At 45.2% G+C, this 21544-nt stretch carries 19 protein-coding genes; 16 read left to right on the top strand and 3 right to left on the bottom strand.

Annotated elements, in window-relative coordinates:
* The first annotated feature begins 103 nt into the window (after positions 1-103).
* Positions 104-238 (top strand): small, acid-soluble spore protein, alpha/beta type, encoded by a 135-nt coding sequence (locus tag NC238_16875; protein MCM1567584.1) that lies wholly within the window; start codon positions 104-106, stop codon positions 236-238.
* A 165-nt stretch (positions 239-403) separates the two neighbouring features.
* On the opposite strand, the gene gpr is transcribed toward NC238_16875, so the two are convergent.
* On the bottom strand, positions 404-1399 hold the full coding sequence (gpr, locus tag NC238_16870; GenBank protein ID MCM1567583.1) for a GPR endopeptidase: 996 nt from the start codon (positions 1397-1399) through the stop codon (positions 404-406).
* A gap of 308 nt (positions 1400-1707) precedes the next feature.
* Between gpr and rsmD the strand changes: the two genes are divergently transcribed.
* Positions 1708-2271, top strand: coding sequence for a 16S rRNA (guanine(966)-N(2))-methyltransferase RsmD (rsmD, locus tag NC238_16865; GenBank protein ID MCM1567582.1), 564 nt, complete (start codon positions 1708-1710; stop codon positions 2269-2271).
* A gap of 5 nt (positions 2272-2276) precedes the next feature.
* The gene (locus NC238_16860) at positions 2277-2765 is read left to right on the top strand and encodes an ATPase (GenBank protein ID MCM1567581.1); all 489 of its coding nucleotides are present in this window, start codon (positions 2277-2279) and stop codon (positions 2763-2765) included.
* Between the two features lie 11 nt (positions 2766-2776).
* Here NC238_16860 and ylbJ read toward each other — a convergent pair whose 3' ends face one another.
* Entirely contained in the window at positions 2777-3955 is a 1179-nt protein-coding gene (ylbJ, locus tag NC238_16855) for a sporulation integral membrane protein YlbJ (protein ID MCM1567580.1), read from the bottom strand.
* A 229-nt stretch (positions 3956-4184) separates the two neighbouring features.
* On the opposite strand from ylbJ, the gene NC238_16850 reads away from it, so the two are divergent.
* From NC238_16850 to NC238_16800, 11 genes are all read left to right on the top strand, one after another.
* Positions 4185-5387 (top strand): acetate kinase, encoded by a 1203-nt coding sequence (locus NC238_16850; protein ID MCM1567579.1) that lies wholly within the window; start codon positions 4185-4187, stop codon positions 5385-5387.
* 66 nt (positions 5388-5453) lie between these two features.
* A complete protein-coding gene (locus NC238_16845; protein MCM1567578.1) occupies positions 5454-5966 on the top strand; it encodes a DUF177 domain-containing protein in 513 nt (170 codons plus the stop codon).
* 5 nt (positions 5967-5971) lie between these two features.
* The gene (gene rpmF, locus NC238_16840; protein ID MCM1567577.1) at positions 5972-6151 is read left to right on the top strand and encodes a 50S ribosomal protein L32; all 180 of its coding nucleotides are present in this window, start codon (positions 5972-5974) and stop codon (positions 6149-6151) included.
* Positions 6152-6237: 86 nt separating this feature from the next.
* Positions 6238-7233, top strand: a complete 996-nt coding sequence (gene plsX / locus NC238_16835) for a phosphate acyltransferase PlsX (GenBank protein ID MCM1567576.1) — start codon at positions 6238-6240, stop codon at positions 7231-7233.
* A gap of 121 nt (positions 7234-7354) precedes the next feature.
* Positions 7355-7582: an acyl carrier protein gene (acpP, locus tag NC238_16830; GenBank protein MCM1567575.1), complete on the top strand. Its 228-nt coding sequence runs from the start codon at positions 7355-7357 to the stop codon at positions 7580-7582.
* A 71-nt stretch (positions 7583-7653) separates the two neighbouring features.
* Positions 7654-8400 (top strand): ribonuclease III, encoded by a 747-nt coding sequence (rnc, locus tag NC238_16825; protein MCM1567574.1) that lies wholly within the window; start codon positions 7654-7656, stop codon positions 8398-8400.
* A 4-nt stretch (positions 8401-8404) separates the two neighbouring features.
* A complete protein-coding gene (smc, locus tag NC238_16820; GenBank protein ID MCM1567573.1) occupies positions 8405-11998 on the top strand; it encodes a chromosome segregation protein SMC in 3594 nt (1197 codons plus the stop codon).
* Between the two features lie 732 nt (positions 11999-12730).
* The gene (gene ftsY / locus NC238_16815; protein MCM1567572.1) at positions 12731-13657 is read left to right on the top strand and encodes a signal recognition particle-docking protein FtsY; all 927 of its coding nucleotides are present in this window, start codon (positions 12731-12733) and stop codon (positions 13655-13657) included.
* Positions 13658-13659: 2 nt separating this feature from the next.
* Positions 13660-14442 carry an S-methyl-5'-thioadenosine phosphorylase gene (gene mtnP / locus NC238_16810; protein ID MCM1567571.1) on the top strand — a complete coding sequence of 261 codons (783 nt, stop codon included), beginning with the start codon at positions 13660-13662 and terminating at the stop codon, positions 14440-14442.
* 43 nt (positions 14443-14485) lie between these two features.
* Positions 14486-15520 (top strand): S-methyl-5-thioribose-1-phosphate isomerase, encoded by a 1035-nt coding sequence (gene mtnA, locus NC238_16805; GenBank protein ID MCM1567570.1) that lies wholly within the window; start codon positions 14486-14488, stop codon positions 15518-15520.
* Between the two features lie 111 nt (positions 15521-15631).
* On the top strand, positions 15632-16930 hold the full coding sequence (locus NC238_16800) for an amidohydrolase (GenBank protein MCM1567569.1): 1299 nt from the start codon (positions 15632-15634) through the stop codon (positions 16928-16930).
* 51 nt (positions 16931-16981) lie between these two features.
* Here the strand turns inward: NC238_16800 and NC238_16795 are convergent, their stop codons facing one another.
* Positions 16982-19393, bottom strand: a complete 2412-nt coding sequence (locus tag NC238_16795) for an EAL domain-containing protein (GenBank protein ID MCM1567568.1) — start codon at positions 19391-19393, stop codon at positions 16982-16984.
* Between the two features lie 330 nt (positions 19394-19723).
* Between NC238_16795 and NC238_16790 the strand changes: the two genes are divergently transcribed.
* The gene (locus NC238_16790; GenBank protein MCM1567567.1) at positions 19724-20089 is read left to right on the top strand and encodes a YlxM family DNA-binding protein; all 366 of its coding nucleotides are present in this window, start codon (positions 19724-19726) and stop codon (positions 20087-20089) included.
* 43 nt (positions 20090-20132) lie between these two features.
* Positions 20133-21515, top strand: coding sequence for a signal recognition particle protein (gene ffh / locus NC238_16785; GenBank protein ID MCM1567566.1), 1383 nt, complete (start codon positions 20133-20135; stop codon positions 21513-21515).
* Positions 21516-21544 lie beyond the last annotated feature (29 nt).

Here is a 21544-nt window from a genome sequence, read left to right as displayed (position 1 = left end):
AACAAGTCACAGTACGTATGATTTTTTTGCACAGGCTCATACTATTTCTTGTTGGCACATTCCAGTCATGGATTGATGCAGAACTTTCAAGGAGGCAGAGGGTATGACAGAGACGAAAAAAGATACGGCAAGTGAATTGGAAAATCTAAAATATGAAATTGCGCAAGAGATGGGTCTTCCCCAAAGAAAAACAAAAAGAAAAAGTAAAAACAGAGAAGACGTAACGAATAAAGAATAAAGAATGACGAATTACGAATGACGAATGACGAGATACGGAATAAAAAACCTTCTGTTGAAGCATTGATTGATATGCTGCAACAAAAGGTTTTTTAGTTACGGTTAAAAGATATTCTTTTTCTTATAATCATTATCGTTATTCGGGTCGATGTAAAAAGTAGATTGTTTAATGGAGGTAGGTCTCAAAATTATGGCTGTCAATTCCGGGATGAATGCTCTGGTTGATCGCTGCAGCAATAATTTTGGCGCTTCTTTCAATTAATTCATCAACTTCCTTGGGTGTAACCATCAGGCTGCCCTCGTAAGGCGACAAGGCTTTCTGCATGACATTCATCAAGACCTGTTCATTTTCCTGTTGATAAATTTTGGCCAGGGAAGGTTCGGATTCCATTTGTTCAAAAAGCTCTTCGATGGTTTTATGCGCGATGATTGCAGCATTGACAACAGTCGGAACGCCGATAGCAATGACTTTGCAGCCAAGGGTTTCTTCATTGAGCCCTTTGCGATGATTACCAATTCCGGAACCAGGATTGATCCCGGTATCCGCTAATTGAATGGTTGTGCCGATTCTATCCAGGGCGCCCGCGGCCAAGGCATCGATCGCGATCACATAATCCGGGCGGACATGTTCAACCAGTCCGCGGATTACCTCCGCCGTTTCGATTCCGGTCAGTCCAAGCACACCAGGTGATATCGCTGACACTTGGCGCATTTTCCCCTCAATTTCTTCGGGGGTATAATGAAAAAGGTGACGGGTGACCATGATTTTCTCGACAACTTTGGGCCCAAGCGCGTCTGGAGTTGCCTGCCAGTTGCCAAGACCAACGATCAGAAAACTGGTATCTTCCTTAAAGTTTAACAATCCGGCGAGATGCCTTGCTAATACTGCAACGATTTTATTGTGCTGCTGGTAGTTGTTTTCTTTGATATCCGGAGCATCGATTGTAATATAATTTCCTTTAGGCCTGCCCAATTCTTTTTCGCCTTTGGCATTTGTGATTTGGATTGCGGTGACAGTTGCCTCTTGAAGTTCTTCTTTTTTCATGATGACGCCCGCTATCTCTTGACCTCTTTCTCCCCGCAGCAAGTCATGGGCTTCCACCGCCAGGTCGAGAGAAATATTCATTTTTTTTAGAAAGCTTGATTTGTTCGATAATTTCATATCGGCAGCAGCTCCTTTTTAAATCTGTTTTAGTATGTTGGATTTCTAACACAGATATTCAAATCAGGAAGATTAATGGGTGAAAGATAAAGTGGAAAATTCAAATTGCGTATCAAATGAAATATTAATTTGAGATTCAAGTCGGAGATTTATTAGATACTGGAATGGAATAATATGTTTCTCGTTTGGAATCAGATATGATATACTTAGAAAATGGGAGTATCCTGTAAAAAAATATTTAAATCAGGTTAGATCACTGTATAATAAAAGGATAAAGTGAAGACATCATATCCAGAGGACTAAACATCGTGCGAATTATTTCAGGACAATGGAAAGGCCGTAATTTAAAAACTGTTAAAGGCATGAATACCCGTCCGACTTCCGATAAAGTCAAAGGGGCGATTTTTAATATTCTTGCCGGCAAGGTAATGAACGCCAGAGTGCTGGATCTTTTTGCGGGAACCGGAAACCTTTCCTTTGAAGCTTTGTCCAGGGGGGGCCGTCATGCAGTTCTGGTTGAGAAAGATACTTCAGCCCTGGAGACAATCAGAAAGAATGCCGAAATTCTCGGGGCAGTACCAAGAACCAGCATACTCCGGATGGACGCAATGAATTTTTTTAAACAAGCAGTTCAGGAACGCTTTGATTTAATTTTTCTTGATCCGCCTTATCGGCAGGGACTGGCCGACATGGCCCTTGCCTATTTGCAGACGCAGCCTCTCTTAAATCCCGGTGGGGTCATCATCATTGAAACTTCTTCAGACGAAACCGTTGACGATGCGATAGACCCTCTGGAAATAAGGTTAATAAGAGAATATGGAGATACCAGGTTATGGTTTATTCAGAACAAAGAAGAGCATGAGGAGGGATAATTCCTTTGGAAAATCATTTAATTGATCTCATTGAACAGTTGGAAGAAGTGCTTGACCATGGAACCAAGGTGCCTTTAACCGGCAAGATCATGGTTGATGAGGAAACAGTATTAGAAATATTGGATGGAATTCGTTCCGTTCTGCCCGAGGAAATCAAACAGGCGAATTATGTTTTGGCTGAAAGAGACCGCTATATGGAAGAAGCCCGCAGTGATGGGCAGAGAATTGTAGACCGGGCGCAAAAGCAGGCTGACCAGCTGCTTCAGGAAAATGAGATTGTTGCTCAATCCCGGGCTTATGCCGAAGAAATTGTCTTAAAGGCGCAGCAGTATTCCCGCGAAGTAAAATTAGGCGCTTTGAAATATTCCGATGATCTGCTTCAGGATATTGAATCAAAAATGGGAGAGGCTTTTCAATCCATCAAGGCCAGCCGGGAAGAATTAAATGCCATGGCCCGCTGGGATGAACGGGTTCAGACCATGGAGCAGGAATAAACAAATTTATCTTAATGGCGGTGCACTTTTTTCCATATTCCAATCATGAAGACAATGAAAAGCAGAGCCAAAATGCATAGGCCAAAATACAGGCTGCTCCATCTTAAGGACAACAGCCAGGAAGCATCACCTCCAGTTGGCTGTACAGGGAGGCCGGTGGTTGGAATATCGCTGAATTTTAGCAGCAGCTGACTGATCAGAAGCGCCAAAAAGGAATGGATGGTTCTACCGGCTACAAATGGAAGGAGCCGAAGATCTGTCGACGCCGTAAAGCTGGATACCTGTGCAAAAACAGAAATCCCCCCCCATCCAAGCAGCAAGGCCAGAACCCCAATCTTGCTGTTCAGGGATGAAAAGGCCTGGACGGCTGCATTACAGCCCAAGGTGGTTTCCAGGAATCCCTGGATGATAGCATTGGCTTCCAGCACAGAAATGGATCCGGCCGAGAGAAGATGGACTGTGTCTGACAGAACGGAGCTTAGATGCGTAACTGCTAAAAGATGGGTGATAACAGAAAAAAAAATGATGTATCCTCCAACCAGGATAATCGTTGACGTACTTTCCCTGACTGCATCAGCCAATAATGCGCCAATGGTTTTATTGTTTTGTTGGAGGTTTTTTAATTCACGCAAAGCCTTTCTCCAGGAAGAATATGTTCTTGGAATGGCCTTTTCGGATGAAACACCATAATTACGGAAAATCAAACCGACCAGCAGGTTGGCGAGATAAACAGATCCTGCAATAATGATACCCAGGGCAGGGTTTCCAAGCATCCCGGATGCCACGGCCCCGAACATAAAACCTGGACTGGGATTGCTGGTAAAGGCAAGAAGTCTTTCCCCTTCGATCCGTGTAATCTCTCCGTTTTTCCTGAGCTTGCATGTCAGCATCGCTCCGATCGGAATTCCCGAAGTATGTGTCATGGCCAAAACAAAAGAGGCTTTGCCCGGCAGACGAAAAACAGGACGCATCAGTGGTTCGAGCAAGATTCCCAGAAAATTGACCAGGCCAAGCTGCAGAAGAAGTTCGGAGACAATGAAGAATGGAAATAAGGCCGGCAAGATATAATTCACCCAAAGCGCTAAGCCTTTGGCGGCAGAACTCAATACTTCCTGGGGATAAATGAACATACAGGTGGCAAGGATTAAAAAGACCAGGATTCTTAGGAATGGCAAGGCAGCCATCACCATCCTTTAGCGTATTTAGAACGGAACACTAAACTGGGGTTGACAGGGCACAAAGATGTGATAGACTCTTTATAATCAGTTTATATATCATTTACTTATTTCACTCATATTTAGGGTATTCCTATATGTGATTTATATAACCGGAGTATACAAAGATAAGAAAGAGAAAAAAATACAATACTATATAGGCAATGTATCTTGATTGGTGGAAGAGAGTAAAGGAGTGTAATTTGTGAAGATTCTCGTGCTAAATTGCGGCAGCTCATCGCTCAAATACCAGATGATGGATATGGAAACGAAGAGTGCGATGGCAAAAGGCCTGGTGGAAAGAATCGGGCTTCCCGGAGCGATGCTTACGCATCGTCCGAAAGGTGGAGAAAAAGAGGTCATTGTTGCTGATTTGCCGGATCATACTGCTGCGATCAAATTGGTTTTACAGGCTGTGATCGATCCGAATTTCGGTGTTTTAGCGTCCCTGGAAGAAATTGATGCAGTAGGGCACAGAGTTCTCCATGGCGGAGAAAAAGTGTCCGGCTCCGTGCTTGTGAATGAAGAGGTCAAACGGGCGATTGAAGAGTGTTTTGAACTTGGACCTCTTCATAATCCGGCCAATCTGGCAGGAATTATTGCATGTGAACAGATGATGTCGGGGACACCTCAGGTTGCGGTGTTTGATACGGCATTCCATCAAACGATGCCTCCGGAGGCTTATATCTACGGGATACCTTACGAGCTGTATGAAAAGTACAAGATCCGCAGATACGGTTTCCATGGGACCTCACATAAGTATGTCAGCCAGCGGGCCGCAGTGGTCATGGACAAACCACTGGAAAAGTTAAAGCTGATCAGCTGCCATCTGGGTAACGGATCTTCGCTTACGGCCGTAAAATATGGGAAATCAGTCGAAAATTCCATGGGGTTCACCCCGCTGGAGGGGCTGATGATGGGCACCCGGTCGGGGGATCTTGATCCGGCCATTGTTCCGTTTATCATGAAAAAAGAAAGGATCTCCGGGGACGCAGTCAATGCGCTGTTAAACAAGAAAAGCGGCGTACTTGGCCTTTCGGGAGTCAGCAGTGATTTCCGCGATTTACAGAAAGCTGCTGACGAAGGCAATTACCGTGCCCAGCTTGCCTTGGATGTTTTTGTTCATGACGTTAAAAAATACATCGGTGCCTATGCTGCAATTCTAGACGGCGTCGACGGGATCATATTTACAGCCGGACTGGGAGAAAATTCTCCTTTAATTCGCCGGTCAGTCTGTGATACGCTGGGCTGCATCGGTGTCAGTATTGACGATGAGAAAAATGAAGCGGTCAGAGGACAGGAAGTGGACATTTCCAAGTGGGGAGCCAGATGCAAGGTCATGGTCATTCCGACAAACGAAGAACTCATGATTGCCTTGGATACTGAGGAAATCATCCAGAAGATGTAATCCTTTCTTGACAAAGAAAAAAGTGATAACTATAATTACAGTTGTTGCATATCGAGGTGATTGCTGGTGATCGTCAATGTTTTTCAAGTAAGGCGGGCCGAGGGTGGGTCAAAAACCTTTAGTTTTCATGAGGAAAATTTTCCGCCTTTGCAGCTTGGAAATGAGTCTTATCGTTTCTTATCCCCGCTTGAAGTGGAATTAAAAGCTGAAAATGTCGGCAAATCACTCTTGGCGAATGGGAAAATATCGTCTGTGATTGCTGCTAGTTGTTCCAGATGTCTGAAAGAATTTTCGTATAATCTGAAGATTGTTTTTGAAGACGAATGGGTCCCGGCGGAATTTGCTTCTGAAGCCGAAGACGACAGCATGCTGGTTTTTGAAAAGGACGAATTCCCGATTGACGACAGGATTGTAGAACATATACTGCTGCAGATTCCTTTAAAGTTCTTATGTTCTGAAGACTGCAGGGGTCTCTGTCTGAAATGTGGCGCTGACCGCAATACGAATCCTTGTTCGTGCTCCACTGAGGATATTGATCCTCGCTTAGAAATATTATCCAAATGGAATAAGGGGGTGTAATATCAATGGGTGTTCATCAAAATAAACAATCCAAATCTAGAGTCCGCAGGCGCAGAGCAATGGATAAGTTGTCCGTTCCTAATCTTGTGGAATGCCCCCAGTGCCATCAACAGAAGCTTCAGCATCATATTTGTGCGAACTGCGGCTATTACAATGGCAAAGAAGTCATCTCTATGGGTGAATAATAAGTTAGAGTACTCAAAAAAACAGATCAAAGCTTGGCGTCAGCCAAGTTTTCTGTATATAATGAGAGAAAGAGGGTATGTCGTGGATGAAAATCGCCGTTGATGCCATGGGCGGAGATCATGCGCCCGGAGAGATTGTCAAAGGCGCCTTAAAAGCGGCCAAGATTCTTCCGGATATCCAGATCATCCTTGTCGGACAGAAAGACAAGATAGACTTACATATACCTGAAGACTTAAAAAGCACGATTGAGATTTATGAATGTTCCGAAGTCATTGAGATGGATGAACATCCGGCCGCCGCGATTAAGAAGAAGAAAGATGCCTCTATTGTTGTCGCCACGAGACTCGTGAAGGAAGGATATGCGGATGCTCTGGTGTCAGCAGGCAGCACCGGAGCACAGATGGCTTCAGCTTTGCTGGGCTTAGGCAGAATTAAAGGAATCAACCGGCCTGCGATCTGCACGGTTCTGCCGACGCTTCAAGGCGGAAAGCTGCTGCTCGATGTCGGTGCCAATCCGGATGCCAAACCGGAGAACCTTCTGCAATATGCGATGATGGGAAGTATCTACGCCGAAAAGATTCTGGGACTTAAAAGTCCCAAGGTGGCCTTGCTGAATATCGGCAGTGAAGAGGGCAAAGGGAACGAACTTGTTCAGTCTGCTTATGACTTGCTGAAACAATCTTCCCTGAATTTTGCCGGAAATATTGAAGGCAGGGACATTCCCTATGGGACTGCAGATGTCATTGTCTGTGATGCTTTTGTCGGCAACATTGTACTAAAAACCATTGAAGGAATGTCGTCATCGCTTTTCCAGCTGATTAAGCAGAAAATTACAGCTGGCACTACCAGGAAGATAGGAGCAATACTGGTTAAACCCGGATTAAAAGAAATTGCACACATGCTGGATTATTCTGAGTACGGTGGGGCCCCGCTTCTCGGCGTGAACGGTACAAGTATTATCTGTCACGGAAGTTCCAAAGAAAATGCTATTTTTAATGCTGTTCGTGTAGCCAAAGAGTGTATCGAAGGAAAAATTATCGAAAAAATCGTCGATGGTTTAGAAAAAAATACGCAAAAATAGGTTGCTGTCATGAAAAAGTTGCTTGCATTATTGATAAATACTGGTACAATTCTGAATAAAAGGCTTTACTGCTCAGAATAATAGGGTAAGAAATAAAACTACCTGAGAGGGGGTGGCATAAATGGATGTATACGAAAAGGTAAAAGCAATTGTTATTGATCAACTGGGAGTAGGCGAAGATGAAATTACTCCTACCACGACTTTCCAAGCTTTAAACGCAGATTCTCTGGACATTGTTGAGCTTGTTATGGCACTTGAAGAGGAATTCAACCTTGATATTGCCGATGAAGAGGTGGAAAATATTCAGTCCATTGCTGACGTTGTGAAGTATGTGCAAGAGAACCAATAAGCCTAGTTCCAAGGCCCCGTAGTTAGGCTACTACGGGGCTTTTAACTCATTTAGGATGAAAGGAGCAATATATGGCCAAAAGAAACCGCCGCGCGTATTTCCATAAGAGCTCCCGGAATAAATACCTTGAACAAACGGGAGAAGTTGAATCCTTTATCAGCCAGTTAGGATTGGAAAACCTGCAAAGCGAACTGATTTTTACAGCGCTGACGCATCCTTCTTTTACTTTTGAAAATCCCAACAGCGGGCTGGAGAATAATCAGCGGCTGGAGTTTCTAGGCGATGCCGTTTTGGATTTTATCATTGGCGAGTATCTCTATCAGAACTATCCGGATAAGCCTGAAGGTGAGCTTACCAAAATGAGGGCTGCAGTCGTCAATGAAACGACGCTGGCTAGAAAAGCCCGCAGTATTAACTTGGGCCAGGCGCTCTTTCTGGGTAAAGGGGAACAGTCCTCTGGCGGCAGGGACAGGCCGTCCATCATTGCCGATGCGCTGGAGGCAGTCATTGGAGCGATTTATTTGCAGTATGGCTTTGAAAAAGTTCGTAAATTCATACTCGACATGCTTGTTCCGGAGATTCTGGAACTTAACGAAGGAAATTATGGAGATTTCAAAACCATGCTTCAGGAAAAAGCGCAAAAGAAGGAATATGAGGTTTGCTACAGGATCATTGAAGAGACAGGACCCGACCACGATAAACGATTTACGGCAGGGGTCTATCTTCAAGGTGAACTGCAGGGAAAAGGAATCGGTAAGACTAAAAAAGAAGCAGAGCAGCAGGCAGCCCATTTTGCGCTGAAAGCATGGGAGGTATAAATTGGTGATACCTGGAATGGACGCAGAATTATTTCTCAAATCGATTCATATTCAGGGATTTAAGTCTTTTGCAGATAAAACAAAAATTGACCTGCAGCCGGGCATGAGCGTCATTATTGGACCAAACGGCAGCGGTAAGAGCAATGTTGCCGATGCCGTACGTTGGGTGCTTGGTGAACAAAGTGCCAAGAGTCTCCGCGGAAGCAAAATGGAAGATGTCATTTTTTCCGGAAGCTCGTCCCGCAGGCCTGTAGGGATGGCGGAAGTATCTCTGCTCTTTGATAATGCTTCAGGTCTCTTTCCGCTGGATTATGAGGAAGTTGTCATTACCCGCCGGGTTTATCGGGATGGAGAAGCGCAGTATTTTATCAACCGGACACCTTGCAGGTTAAAAGATATCCAGGAACTTTTCCTTGATACCGGCTCGGGAAAAGAAGGATTTTCAATTATCGGACAGGGCAGGATTGAAGAGATTCTGAATCTGAAATCTGATGAAAGGCGTCTGCTGATCGAGGAAGTCGCCGGCATCAGTAAGTTCCGCCTGCGCAAGAGAGAAGCTTTGAGAAAACTTGAGGATACCCGGCAAAATGTCGATCGTCTCAGCGATATTATCGCCGAAGTCGAAGCCAGAATTGAGCCGTTAGCCGAACAGGCCGAAACAGCCAGAACAAGCAAGGAATTAATCTCAGGGCTGGAAAAGCTCGAGATTAATTTAATCGTTAATGAACTTTCTGATATACACAGTAAGCTGACCAATGCCCAGACCTCCGAAGAGACGCTTCGTCAGGAATTTACGGCGCTGACAACTAGGGTCAATGAAGAAGAAAACCTGAGCGTACGCGGCAGGTACGAACTGAATCAATTGGAGCAACGCGTTCAAGACCTGCAGGGGGAAATATACGCTCTTGAAAATAAAATGAACGAAGCAGAACACGAATTATCCTTGCTTTCCGAGAGAAGCGGCTATATCCAGGAACAATTTGGGCGCCTGCAAAAAGAACTGGCGGCTGCACAGGAAACGCTGGCCGCATCCGTTGAAAAGAAGGAAAACCTTACTGCAAAGCAAACGCTTCTGCAGGAAATCCTCCAAAATGCAGCTAGGGATCTAAAAGAGAAAGAACAACAGCTGGAAGAGCTTCGGAAATTAAGCGGGGAAGCACGTCTGGAAGAGCTGAAAACGGAAATCTTTGAAGAACTCTCCAACAAGAGCAAACTTGCTAGTGAAATTGCTGAAATTAATCAAAAGAAAGAAGCTCTTCTTCAACAAGAGAAACAATATACCCGAAACATCAAAGCCAAAGAAGCAGAGAAGGAATCTGTGCTTCAGGAAATTACTGCCCAAATCGAGGAAAAACAAAAACTGGAAGCCAGAGAGGTCGAACTTCTGGGAAAAATAGAAAATATCAGGAAGACGATCCAAAACAACAGGTTGGAACAACAAAATGCTGAGACTGCGTGCTCGGAGTTTCAACGTAAAATTGACCAGACCGGGGCGAGACTTCATGCCCTCCATACACTCCAGGACAGTCTGGAGGGGTATAACAGGGGCGTCAAGGAGACAGTCCTGGCTTACCGGAAAGGCCAAATTACCTGTGAGACTATATTCGGTACAGTGGCTGACAATATCGAAGTAGAGGCCAAATATGAGCTTGCAGTGGAAACCGCTTTGGGGAGTTCTCTGCAGAACATTATTGTGGAAAAAACCGAGGACGGGAAAAAATGTATTGAGTACTTGAAAAAGACGAACAGTGGCCGGGCCACTTTCCTGCCTTTGGATGCAATCCGCGGAACGAGGCAGTCACTTGATGACAAAACAAGACGGCATCACGGTTTTCAAGGGCTGGCGGTTGATCTGGTCAAGTTTGAGCCGCGTTTTAAAGATATCATGGAGTCGCTGCTTGGAAGAATTCTGGTTGCAGACAATCTGAATTCTGCGATTGAGCTGGCTAAAGCTAACCAATACCGGGTCAGGGTAGTAACGCTCTTGGGTGACCAAGTCAACATCGGCGGGTCGCTTACCGGCGGAAGCACGAGATCTCAAAGCAGCGGCCTCTTAAGCAGAGCAAGAGAGATTGAAGAACTGTCTCTGAAGACTAAGGACATGCAGGCCGAACTGGAAGAAAAGAAGCAGCGATACACTGCCATAAAGAAAGAGATGGAAGGCCTCGGGGAAGCGAAAGAAACCATTGATATGGAATTGCTGAAAATTAATGGGGCTAAAGATATCATCGATGTGGACAGCAAACACCACGAGGAAAGAATGAACCGGCTGGAACAGGATCTCCGGGTCATCCGGTATGAACTGGATGAAGTCCGCAATGAACTGACAGGATTTGCTGCCAAATATGAAGAAACCGGACACTTGCTGAACGAAACAGAACAGAAGATTCTGGCTCTGCAGTCAGAGCAGACCGAGCAGGAACAACTGCTGAAAGAAAAAACTTCAGAGGCGCAGGAGCTTTCGGAAAAAATTACTGCGGCCAAAGTCGAGGCTGCCAGATCGGAGCAGGAGTCTAACCAGATCATTCAGCAGATCACTGAGGAAAATGAGCGGATTCTGCTTAACAGGGACCTGATCTCAGAAAAGGACAAGGAGATCGTCGGGCTTCAACAGGCTGAGCAGGAACTGTATTCCGGCAAGGAACAACAGGAAAATAGTGTTCAGGAATACACGGTCCAAATTAATGCCCAGAAATTCAAGCTTGTCGAACTGCGCAGGGAAAAAGAATCTTTCTCAGCGAATAATCTCAAGCAGGAACAGGATATTCAGATGCTGCGGAGTCAGGCCAGGGACATGGAACAGCAGATTCACCAGAATGAGCTCAGGATTGCCCGCTGGCAGGGTGAATGGGAATCTGGAAATGACCGCCTTCAGGAAGAATACCACTTGGCCTGGAAAGACGCGTTAAGCTATCTTTCGCCTGAAAAGAAAGACGCTTTACAGGAGAAGATTGCTTTTTACAAACAAAAAATTGAAGAACTTGGACCCGTAAATTATACAGCCCTTGAGGAATACCCGGAAACGCTGAAACGATTTGAATTCCTGTCCACCCAGAAAAATGATCTGGATGAGGCCGGAAGGACACTTCAGGAGCTGATCGGGGAACTAGACAAGAGTATGATCGAACGTTTTCAGGAAGGTTTCACGGCCGTCAATGAAGCGTTCAAAGAAGTATTTAAACAGCTTTTCAACGGCGGACAAGCTGAATTGTTACTGGATGATCCGAACAATCTTCTGGAGACCGGAGTCAGGATCATGGCCCAGCCCCCGGGCAAAAGGGCACAGCTCCTATCGCTTCTGTCAGGTGGGGAGAGGTCCTTTACGGCGATTGCCCTGCTGTTTGCGTTCCTGAAAGTCAAACCGAGTCCGTTTTGCCTCCTGGATGAGATTGAGGCGGCACTGGATGAAGTCAACGTCAAAAGATTTGTGCAGTATCTGCGCAAACTATCCAAACATACGCAGTTTATCATTATTTCGCACCGCAGGGGAACCATGGAATCCGCGGACAGGCTGTATGGAATCACTATGGAAGAATCGGGCGTATCGAAGCTTTTGACTGTCGAGCTCGAAGACAGAATAGAGGCTCCGGCTATCTAAAAGTATTTTTGCTTGGGTTAGTCTCCATAATGGATGGCCGCTTTCGGCCGTTGCGTCCTCCTTGACGCAAAAGGCCGCGCTGCGCACTCCATGCTCCGCTTGACGCTGGTCATCCATTACGGAGACCTAATCTGGAGTGGGTCAAAGGTTTTTAAGCTAGCGTTGCTTTGGAGTCGTATGAGTTGCATTCTAGCATGCAGAGCATTTTCTGTGTGGATATTTTAGAACGTTTTACTAGTTCGACGACACCAAACAATGATAGCTTAAAAACTTTCAATTGCTCCATATTACGTCTCCGTAATGGATAGCCAGCGTCAAGCGGAGCATGGAGTGCGCAATCTGCCGAAAGCGGTTATCCATCACGGAGACTTAATTTGGAGTGAGTGATTCTTTTGAAGCTAATGTTGCTTTGGAGTCGCTGAACTAGTAAAACGTCCAAAATTCTGGCATGCAGACATGCTTGAATAAGCCTATGATCAGTCTGGGGGCCACAGTTCCGCTGTGAGCGGAGCAGGATTGCGAAGCGCGGCCTTTTGTGCCATGGATGGCACAACGGCCGAAAAGCGGTATTGTGGCCCCCAGACTTACCCAAGATTAATTTAATAGCTTGTAAATAAATTTCAGAATGTATGTTCCAGCCTCGGGGTTGGTCGAATGGACCGAGTTGTTAGAATTAACCGAGTGTGCTAAAATTTCAGTTGTGCAAATATTGCTTTGATAGGAGAAGATGAAGTGGCGGGAATATTTTCCAGACTTAAAGAGCGTTTGACCAAAACCAGGGAAGGTTTTGTCGGCAAAGTTGAACAGCTCTTTACCGGCTCAGGCAAAATTGATGAAGATCTTTATGAAGAATTGGAAGAGATTCTGCTTCAATCAGATGTGGGTGTCAATACCACGCTGAAATTGGTTGAAATGCTGCGTGCATCCGTCAAAGAACAAAAAATTAATGACCGCTCCGTGCTGAGGAATACACTGCAGGAACATATTACTGCGCTATTGGGCGAAGAGAGTCCCTTGTCTTTTGCGGCTTCCAAGCCCACCGTCTATCTGGTCGTTGGTGTCAACGGTGTAGGAAAAACGACCACGATTGGCAAGCTGGCCAAAAATCTGCAGGGCCAAGGCAAAAACGTTTTGCTGGCGGCAGGGGATACTTTCCGAGCAGCAGCGATCGAACAATTGGAAGTATGGGGAGAACGGTCCGGGACAGAGGTTATCAAACAGTCGGAGGGGGCTGATCCTGCTGCGGTGGCTTTTGATGCGCTTCATGCGGCAAGATCCCGGAATGCAGATGTCCTCTTGATCGATACTGCCGGAAGACTGCACAATAAAGTGAATCTGATGAAAGAATTGACCAAGATCAAAAAGGTGGTCGAGCGTGAAGTTCCGGATGCCCCGCACGAGGTGCTGCTGGTGCTCGATGCGACGACCGGACAGAATGCTATCCAGCAGGTGAAGCTTTTCAAGGAAGCAGTCGATATAACAGGGATCATACTCACCAAGCTGGACGGTACGGCTAAAGGCGGCGTAATCCTGGGGATCCGCAATGAAGCGGATATTCCGGTAAAATTGATTGGAATCGGTGAAGGGGCAGAAGATTTAAGGCCTTTTGAACCGAGGGAATTTGCCCGGGCACTGTTTGACCGTTCTGAGGAGGAGTAGTCTTGGATTTTGCACTGATTGGCGGTACCGGAATTGAAAATCTGACGCTTGACGATAGGATCGAGAAGACAGTTGAAACGCCGTATGGTTTTGTTCAGCTGGCTGAAGGGTTCATCAGCGGGATTGGAATGGTGTTTTTAAAAAGACATGGTGCAAAGCATACCTGCCCGCCTCACCTGATTAATTACCGGGCCAATATTTGGGCCCTCAAAAAAATAGGCGTGAAAAAGATTCTGGCCACAGGTGCAGTAGGCTCCATATCTGAAGCTTATCGAATCGGTGATATTGTCTTGCCGGACCAGTTTCTCGATTTTACGAAAAGCCGTGCGGCGACTTTTTTTGAGGATGGGGAACAGGGGGTTTTGCATGTCGATGTTTCGGAACCTTACTGTCCCGATGTGCGTAATCATATCATAGAAGGTGCAGTAAGATCCGGCTTAAATGTAAAAAACGGTGGGGTCTATGTCTGTACCGAAGGCCCCCGTTTTGAAACTCCGGCGGAAATAAACATGTTCCGGATGCTGGGCGGGCACCTGGTAGGAATGACCGGAGTTCCGGAAGTGGTATTGGCCAGGGAACTTGGAATGTGCTATGCGACCATGGCCCTCGTAACCAATCAGGCTGCGGGCATTAAAAAAGACCCATTGACACATGCCGAAGTAATCGCTACTATGGACTTGTTGAGCAAAACTGTGGCAGCATTGGTGGAAAGCACCTGTAAGATCATGGATCATGACCAGCGGTGTTACTGTACTACCGGAAGCAAAGAAGCAGGCTTATTTTAAAGGTTGACACCAGCCAAGTTTTCTTAAGAAAGGCGGAAATCGTGTGAAAGCGCTTCAATGGCAGGGAGATCATTTGTTGATACTCGATCAGACGAAATTGCCGTTTGTCGAACAATACCGCGAAATACATTCTTATAAAGAAATGGCAGAGGCAATAAAAAATATGGAAGTTCGCGGAGCTCCAGCAATCGGGGCGGCTGCAGCCTACGGCTTTGCGCTGGGGGCTGCCGAATACCGCGGAAGCGGTGAAGACTTTAAAGATTATATGGGTGAGGTTCGGACCGTTTTGGAAGGAACACGTCCAACTGCTGTAAACCTTTTTTGGGCACTTAGAAAAATGGAAGATAAATTCAGAGAATTTCTGAATATGAATGATATTGGAAATATTCGGGCAGCTTTAATCAATGAAGCGAATGAAATTGCCGAAGATGACCGCAGAATGAACAAACGTATTGGGGAATACGGCAACACGCTGATTCCGGAAAAAGCAAATATCCTGACGCACTGCAATACAGGCAGTCTTGCTACGGTTGAATTTGGGACAGCCCTGGGGATTATTAGGACTGCACATGATTCCGGGAAAAAGATTCATGTCTTTGCAGGCGAAACGAGACCCCTTTTACAGGGGGCCAGATTAACGGCCTGGGAGCTCCTTCAGGATCAGATCCCGTTAACGTTGATTACGGATAATATGGCCGGCTATCTGATGCAGCAGGGGAAAGTCGATATGGTTATCGTAGGGGCGGACCGTATTGCCGCCAACGGCGATACGGCCAACAAGATAGGAACCTATTCGCTGGCCGTGCTGGCTGCTGCTCATCAAATTCCGTTTTATGTGGCGGCACCGACAACGACCATTGATTTGAAAATATCTGGCGGGGACGAGATCCCTGTAGAAGAGCGGGACGATCAGGAAGTTCGGAAAATCATGGATGTAAGGATTGTTCCCGATGAAGTCAGTGTGTACAATCCCGCTTTTGATATTACGTCGGCAAAATATATTACCGGGATTATTACGGAAAAAGGGATCATATCCCCGCCCTATTCTGTAAATATGGTGAAGATGCTGGTAAGATAATACGAAATAGAAAAAACGTTCGGCTCAAATGGATTTTTGTACAGGTTCATTTAAGCCGTTTTTTTCTGCAAACAGGCGTCAAATGATATAGAAGAGAAAGAAGGTAACCCAATGTCCAGGTATCTAATCAGAGCGATGATTTTACCGATGACCGATGCACAGGATTTCTACCTGCAGGGAGAAATTGCGATAGACGGGGACCGTATTGTTTCTGTCGGGGAGAGAGGAACAGCCCCGGCGGGTTTTAATCCAGACAGAGTCCTGGATTTAACGAACCATGTCGTGATGCCCGGACTTATTAACACGCACACGCATGCTGCAATGACACTGCTGCGCGGCTATGCCGATGATATGCCGCTTATGCCCTGGCTGCAGGAAAAGGTCTGGCCTTTTGAAGATAAAATGACACCGGAAGATATCTACTGGGGGAGTTCGCTTGCTCTTTGTGAGATGCTCCGTTCCGGTACGACGACCATGACGGATATGTATATCAGTGAACAAGAAACGGCCAGGGCAGTTTTGGAATCAGGGACTAGAGCACTGCTGTCCCGCGGCATGATTGATCACAATAAAGAAGCCGGCAACAGATCACTGCAGGAAAATATTGAATTATTCCGGAAGTATCATAACGCTGGGGACGGACGAATTAAGATTATGTTTGGCCCGCATGCCCCGTATACCTGTTCAGAAGAATTTCTGCTGACTGTAAAACAGGAGGCCGACAGGTTAGGAGCCGGCATCCATATCCATCTCGCGGAGACAGAATCCGAACTCGCTACGATCAGGGAGAGATATGGAACAACGCCGCTCTGCTGGCTGGAACAACAGGGTATATTGGGAGGACAAATGATTGCTGCCCATTGTGTTTACCTGAATGATGCCGAACTGGATATCCTTAAAAAGTATAACGTAGGGGTTGCCCATAACCCGGAAAGCAATATGAAGCTGAGCAGCGGAACAGCACGGATTCCGGAAATGCTTAAGCGGGGGATTGCTGTCGGACTCGGAACAGACGGTACTTCCAGCAATAATGATCTTGATATGTTTGGGGAAATGCGTTCGGCTTCCTTTCAGCAAAAACTGGTTGGCTCTCCTGAAGACCTCAAAGCCTATGAAGTTCTGAAAATGGCGACGGCCGGAGGGGCAACTGTGGCAGGATTGAAGGATCTAGGTAAACTTCAGCCCGGCTATAAAGCGGATATGATTTCGATTGACTTTGATCAGCCGCATTTCTATCCGAGGTTCTCGATACCTTCACATCTGGTTTACTGTGCCAGGGGCGGGGATGTCAGAACGGTAATCGTCGACGGAAAGATCCTGATGGAAGACAGGAGACTGCTGACACTTGACGAACAGAAAATCTGCCGCGAAGCAGAAAAAAGAGCCAGGAGAATAGCGTCTGAAGTCTGAGCTTTTCGCTATCCTGCCGACCTGGTTAAACAAGGGGAATTCTGTAAAATTTTATAAAGAAATTATTGAAGAATTTACTGGAGAATTTTCTAAAAGGAACTGTTGGGGTAAGCTAAAAAAGGCTTTTTCGAACTCTTTAGCCGGCATGGGCTTGCCCAGATAGTAGCCTTGAATCTGATCACAGCCCAATTCTTTCAACACTTCGTATTGGGCTGCAGTTTCAACGCCTTCGGCGATGGTTTTAATTTTCATAAAATTCGCCAGCACAATAATCGAACGCACAATTTCTTTGTCAAACTCATCATTGACAATATGATCAATGGAGAGTTTGGCAAATTTTATGCGGTCAAATGGAAACATCTTCAAATGATTTAGAGAGGAATAGCCGGTTCCAAAGTCATCAATCGAGATAGAAATTCCGATATCCCTGATCGTTTTGATAATCCCGTGAATATCATAGGCTTCTTCGATTGCTATGCTTTCAGTGATCTCCATATCAATCCATTCCGGAGGAACAGCATAGAATTTGATTGCTGATTTGACCATTTCACCAAATTCTTTATGATTCAGCTGTTTGATCGAAACGTTGATGCCCATTTTCAGAGTGGTCTGATAACGGTTGTTCCATTCGGCAATTTGGCGGATCGCCCTGTTCATCACCCATTTTCCAAGCGGAATAATCAGGTCTGTCTCCTCTGCAATCGAAATGAATTCGTTCGGAGGAATTGAACCTTCAGCCGGACTATTCCAGCGGAGCAGTGCTTCAATTCCGATAAGACTGTTATCCGGTATGCTGAACTGGGGCTGGTAATGAAGTGAAAATTCTTTATCATAGATCGCCTTTCTCAATAAAATTTCAAGCTTTAGATTCCGTTGGAGGATCGCATTGATTTGCTCATTGAAAAAGACGTATTTATTGAACCCTATTTTCTTGGCCTCATACATCGCTATATCGGAATTCTGGATCAGGGCGTCAAGACTTGAAGCATCATGCGGGTAAATGGAGATCCCGACACTGATCGTTATGTGGAATGTATATTTACTGAGCTGGATTGGCTCTGTACAGATGGCGATGATACCTTGGGCCAGCTTCTCAATATCGCCGTTATGATATTTGCCATGGAACGCCAGCACAAATTCATCACCGCCGAAGCGGGCCAGCAGGTCATGTTCAGGATCGGTAAATTTCTGGAGACGCTTGGAAAGTGCAATGATCAGTTTATCTCCGATAATATGGCCATAAACATCATTGATCGTTTTGAACCGGTCAATATCAAGAAATAACAGGACGAGAATATTATCGTCCTGGCAGTTTTTGATTTTTTCCTGCACAGCTTCCAGAAAGAAGCGGCGGTTGTAAAGCTTCGTTACGATATCTTGACTGGAGAGACAATGTAGCTGGCGGTTTTTTTTCTCGAGTTCTCTGGCTTTTTCCGAAAGCTCCCGTGTACGTTCATCAATACGTTTTTCAAGTTCGGCATTCAGCTCTTTTTCTCTTGTTAAGAGACGCTGGTCTTTGATGGAATTCTGAATATGATTGCTCAATATTCCATGAAGAAAGATAATAATGAAAAAAATCAATAAGCTTTGAATATTGAATCCAACAAAAAACAGAATGATAATAGGCCCGACCAATAAAAGTAACCCCTGATTTCTGTAACCTTCGTTAGAATAATCCCCATATAGCGTGAGATCATCAGCCTCTGCTGTTATATTCTGGGGCGTTATAAGCGCACTGAGCGCAATACCAAGCAAGCTTGCCATATAAATCGAATCAATCACTGAATTCGGAATATAAAGATCATGGAGATAGAGATAATAATAGATCAAGTCGAGCAAAGCGAAGGCAAAAACGGAGCCTGATGAAAGTCGGACGGAGGGGGCGATATTTCCGGCCCGGATTGAGAAAAACCAGATGGATATACCGGTCATCATTCCAATATCGAGAAGGATGCTCATAGATAAAGTCCAGCCGCCTTTGGAAATAAGGTAAAGGTTCTCATAGTGCGCATCAAGGTAAATGACCCAAATCAACAGCAGAATGGAAACGGACATCGTCAGACTGTCAATCAGCAGCTGTAGGGCATTCCATCTTCTGAAGCGGTTTAGGGCAAAGATGACAGAACCGATCGAAAGAAAAAAATTGGTGCCAAAATACAGGGTCGCAATATACAAATCATCTATTGGATCAATCCCAAGCACCCAAACAGAATAGTCCCACATGAAGTCACCGACTGCCCAGGAAAGGGAAGCAAAAGAAAAAGACAGCCAGATGTAACGGACATACTTTGGCTGGTTTGGCTTAAAATAGGCATACAAAAGCAGAGAAAATGATATCAGGGCACCAATCGGCGAGAGAATATTCCCCCAAAAATTGGATTGGTTAATGGTCGCAGTAAGGTAAAAAAGATAATAAACAGCAATGAAAACAAAAATTAGTGTCTTATTCTTTGTTACTTTCATATTTATTTCTCCGTACAGTATTTATCCATAATATTATCGGAAATTTTTTTGATTTTCTGAAATATATGTAATATATTACCACGGAAAAATAGCGATTTATACATAAAAATGTAAATACATTTATTATATAGTCAATTATACTCATAATAATAAATGAAGTGAGTAGCTTTAAGAATGCTAAAACTAGACAATGATTTACAAATTTCTTATTATTCTGACTTGCCAATCCCAATCCAACACGCAGTAAAAAACTTGACAACGAAAGTATTTTTGGATAAAATACAAAAGATGTAAAGCAAAAATACTTTACGGTGAGGCCGGAATATCAAAATGAAAGAAATTGCTGAAAAAGCCTTGTTATTTGATTTTTATGGCCCCTTGCTGACAGAAAAGCAAGGAAAAATATGGGATTTGTACTATCAGCAGGATTACTCACTGTCTGAGATTGCTGCCGAAGAAGGCATCAGCCGCCAGGCGGTTTATGATTTACTCAAAAGAACTGAAAAGATTCTGGAGGGATATGAGCACAAGCTTGGACTCATTTTCCGATTTATCCAGGAAAGAGATAAATTCCACCGCATAGAATCCCTGCTGGAAGAAGTAAAAAAAGAAGATTTCTCCAGCGGATCTGCCTGGAAACGTCAGTTGGATATAAATATGCGGATCAAAGAGATTATCGCAGATACGCTCGAATAGCGAATAAAAATACGATGGGGAAAGAAGGGACGCCGGGATGGCAATGTTTGAGGGTCTAAGCGAAAAACTCCAGGCTACTTTCAAAAGACTTAGAGGAAAAGGTAAATTAACCGAAGCCGATGTTACAGAGGCCCTGCGTGAAGTTAGAATTGCGCTGCTTGAAGCAGACGTCAATTTCAAGGTTGTCAAAGAACTGATTGCCCGGATCAAGGAGAGGTCTGTAGGTCAGGAAGTACTAGAATCCCTTACTCCCGGGCAGCATGTGATAAAAATTGTCCACGAAGAGATTATCCGTCTGATGGGTGGGAGTGAAAGCAAAATATCGATTTCCTCCAAACCACCGACAATTATTATGCTGGTGGGACTGCAGGGAGCCGGAAAAACCACCCATGGTGCCAAGCTCGCCAATATGCTGAAAAAGCAGGGGAAACACCCGCTGCTGGTCGCCTGTGACATCTATCGTCCTGCTGCAATTAAACAGCTGGAAGTTTTAGGGGAACAGATCAAGGTTCCGGTTTTTTCTCTCGGTCAGGAAAATCCCGTGAAGATCGCTTCCGAGAGTCTGGTATTTTCGAGAAAAAATGGCAATGATGTCGTCATCATTGATACTGCCGGACGGCTGCATATTAATGAAGAACTCATGGATGAACTGTCCAGGATCAAAGGAAATGTCAAACCGCATGAAATATTGTTGGTCGTCGATGCCATGACAGGTCAGGATGCAGTAAATGCTGCCGATGCTTTTCACCAACAGCTCGGACTTGACGGCGTTATTCTTTCCAAGCTTGACGGGGATACCCGCGGCGGTGCAGCGCTTTCCGTCAAAGCAGTGACCGGCTGCCCAATCAAATTTGCCGGAACCGGCGAAAAAATAGATGCTTTGGAAGTTTTTCACCCTGACCGGATCGCGTCCAGGATTTTAGGTATGGGCGATGTGCTGACCCTGATCGAGAGAGCCCAGCAGAATGTCGACGAGAAAAAAGCCAGGGAACTGGAAGAGAAAATCCGCAAACAAGAGCTTACGCTGGATGACTATCTTGACCAGATCAAACAGTTGCGCTCGATGGGTCCTTTGTCGTCTGTGCTGGAAATGCTGCCTGGAATCGGCAAGCAGATGAAAGGCGTCCAGATCGATGAGAAAGAGTTCTACAAGGCGGAAGCCATCATCTGCTCGATGACAGCGGATGAAAGAAGAAAACCGATCCTAATCAAGGACTCCCGTAAAAAAAGGATAGCGAAAGGGAGCGGAACAACGGTTGTCGATGTTGGAAGGCTTCTTAAGCAATATGAACAAACCAAGAAAATGATGAAACAGCTTTCCGGGCTCCCAGGGATGGGAGGAGCCGCCAAAGGCGGTGCGAAGAAAGGGAAAAAAGGGAAAAAACAAGGCAAGAAGTCTTTCCCCAAATTTCCTTTCCAGATATAGTGTCAATTTCAAATAATTGGAATATACCT

Source organism: Dehalobacter sp. (assembly GCA_023667845.1).
GTDB lineage: Bacteria > Bacillota > Desulfitobacteriia > Desulfitobacteriales > Syntrophobotulaceae > Dehalobacter.
Note: the sequence above shows the minus strand (reverse complement) of the source record. Positions and strands in the feature narration are given on the sequence as shown.

Bases quoted from the DNA above. Each gene is read 5' to 3' on its own strand.
- NC238_16875 (MCM1567584.1), top strand. From the start codon at position 104: ATGACAGAGACGAAAAAAGATACGGCAAGTGAATTGGAAAATCTAAAA.
- gpr (MCM1567583.1), bottom strand. From the start codon at position 1,399: ATGAAATTATCGAACAAATCAAGCTTTCTAAAAAAAATGAATATTTCT.
- ylbJ (MCM1567580.1), bottom strand. From the start codon at position 3,955: ATGGTGATGGCTGCCTTGCCATTCCTAAGAATCCTGGTCTTTTTAATC.
- rpmF (MCM1567577.1), top strand. From the start codon at position 5,972: ATGGGTGTTCATCAAAATAAACAATCCAAATCTAGAGTCCGCAGGCGC.
- plsX (MCM1567576.1), top strand. From the start codon at position 6,238: ATGAAAATCGCCGTTGATGCCATGGGCGGAGATCATGCGCCCGGAGAG.
- acpP (MCM1567575.1), top strand. From the start codon at position 7,355: ATGGATGTATACGAAAAGGTAAAAGCAATTGTTATTGATCAACTGGGA.
- rnc (MCM1567574.1), top strand. From the start codon at position 7,654: ATGGCCAAAAGAAACCGCCGCGCGTATTTCCATAAGAGCTCCCGGAAT.
- NC238_16800 (MCM1567569.1), top strand. From the start codon at position 15,632: ATGTCCAGGTATCTAATCAGAGCGATGATTTTACCGATGACCGATGCA.
- NC238_16795 (MCM1567568.1), bottom strand. From the start codon at position 19,393: ATGAAAGTAACAAAGAATAAGACACTAATTTTTGTTTTCATTGCTGTT.
- NC238_16790 (MCM1567567.1), top strand. From the start codon at position 19,724: ATGAAAGAAATTGCTGAAAAAGCCTTGTTATTTGATTTTTATGGCCCC.
- ffh (MCM1567566.1), top strand. From the start codon at position 20,133: ATGTTTGAGGGTCTAAGCGAAAAACTCCAGGCTACTTTCAAAAGACTT.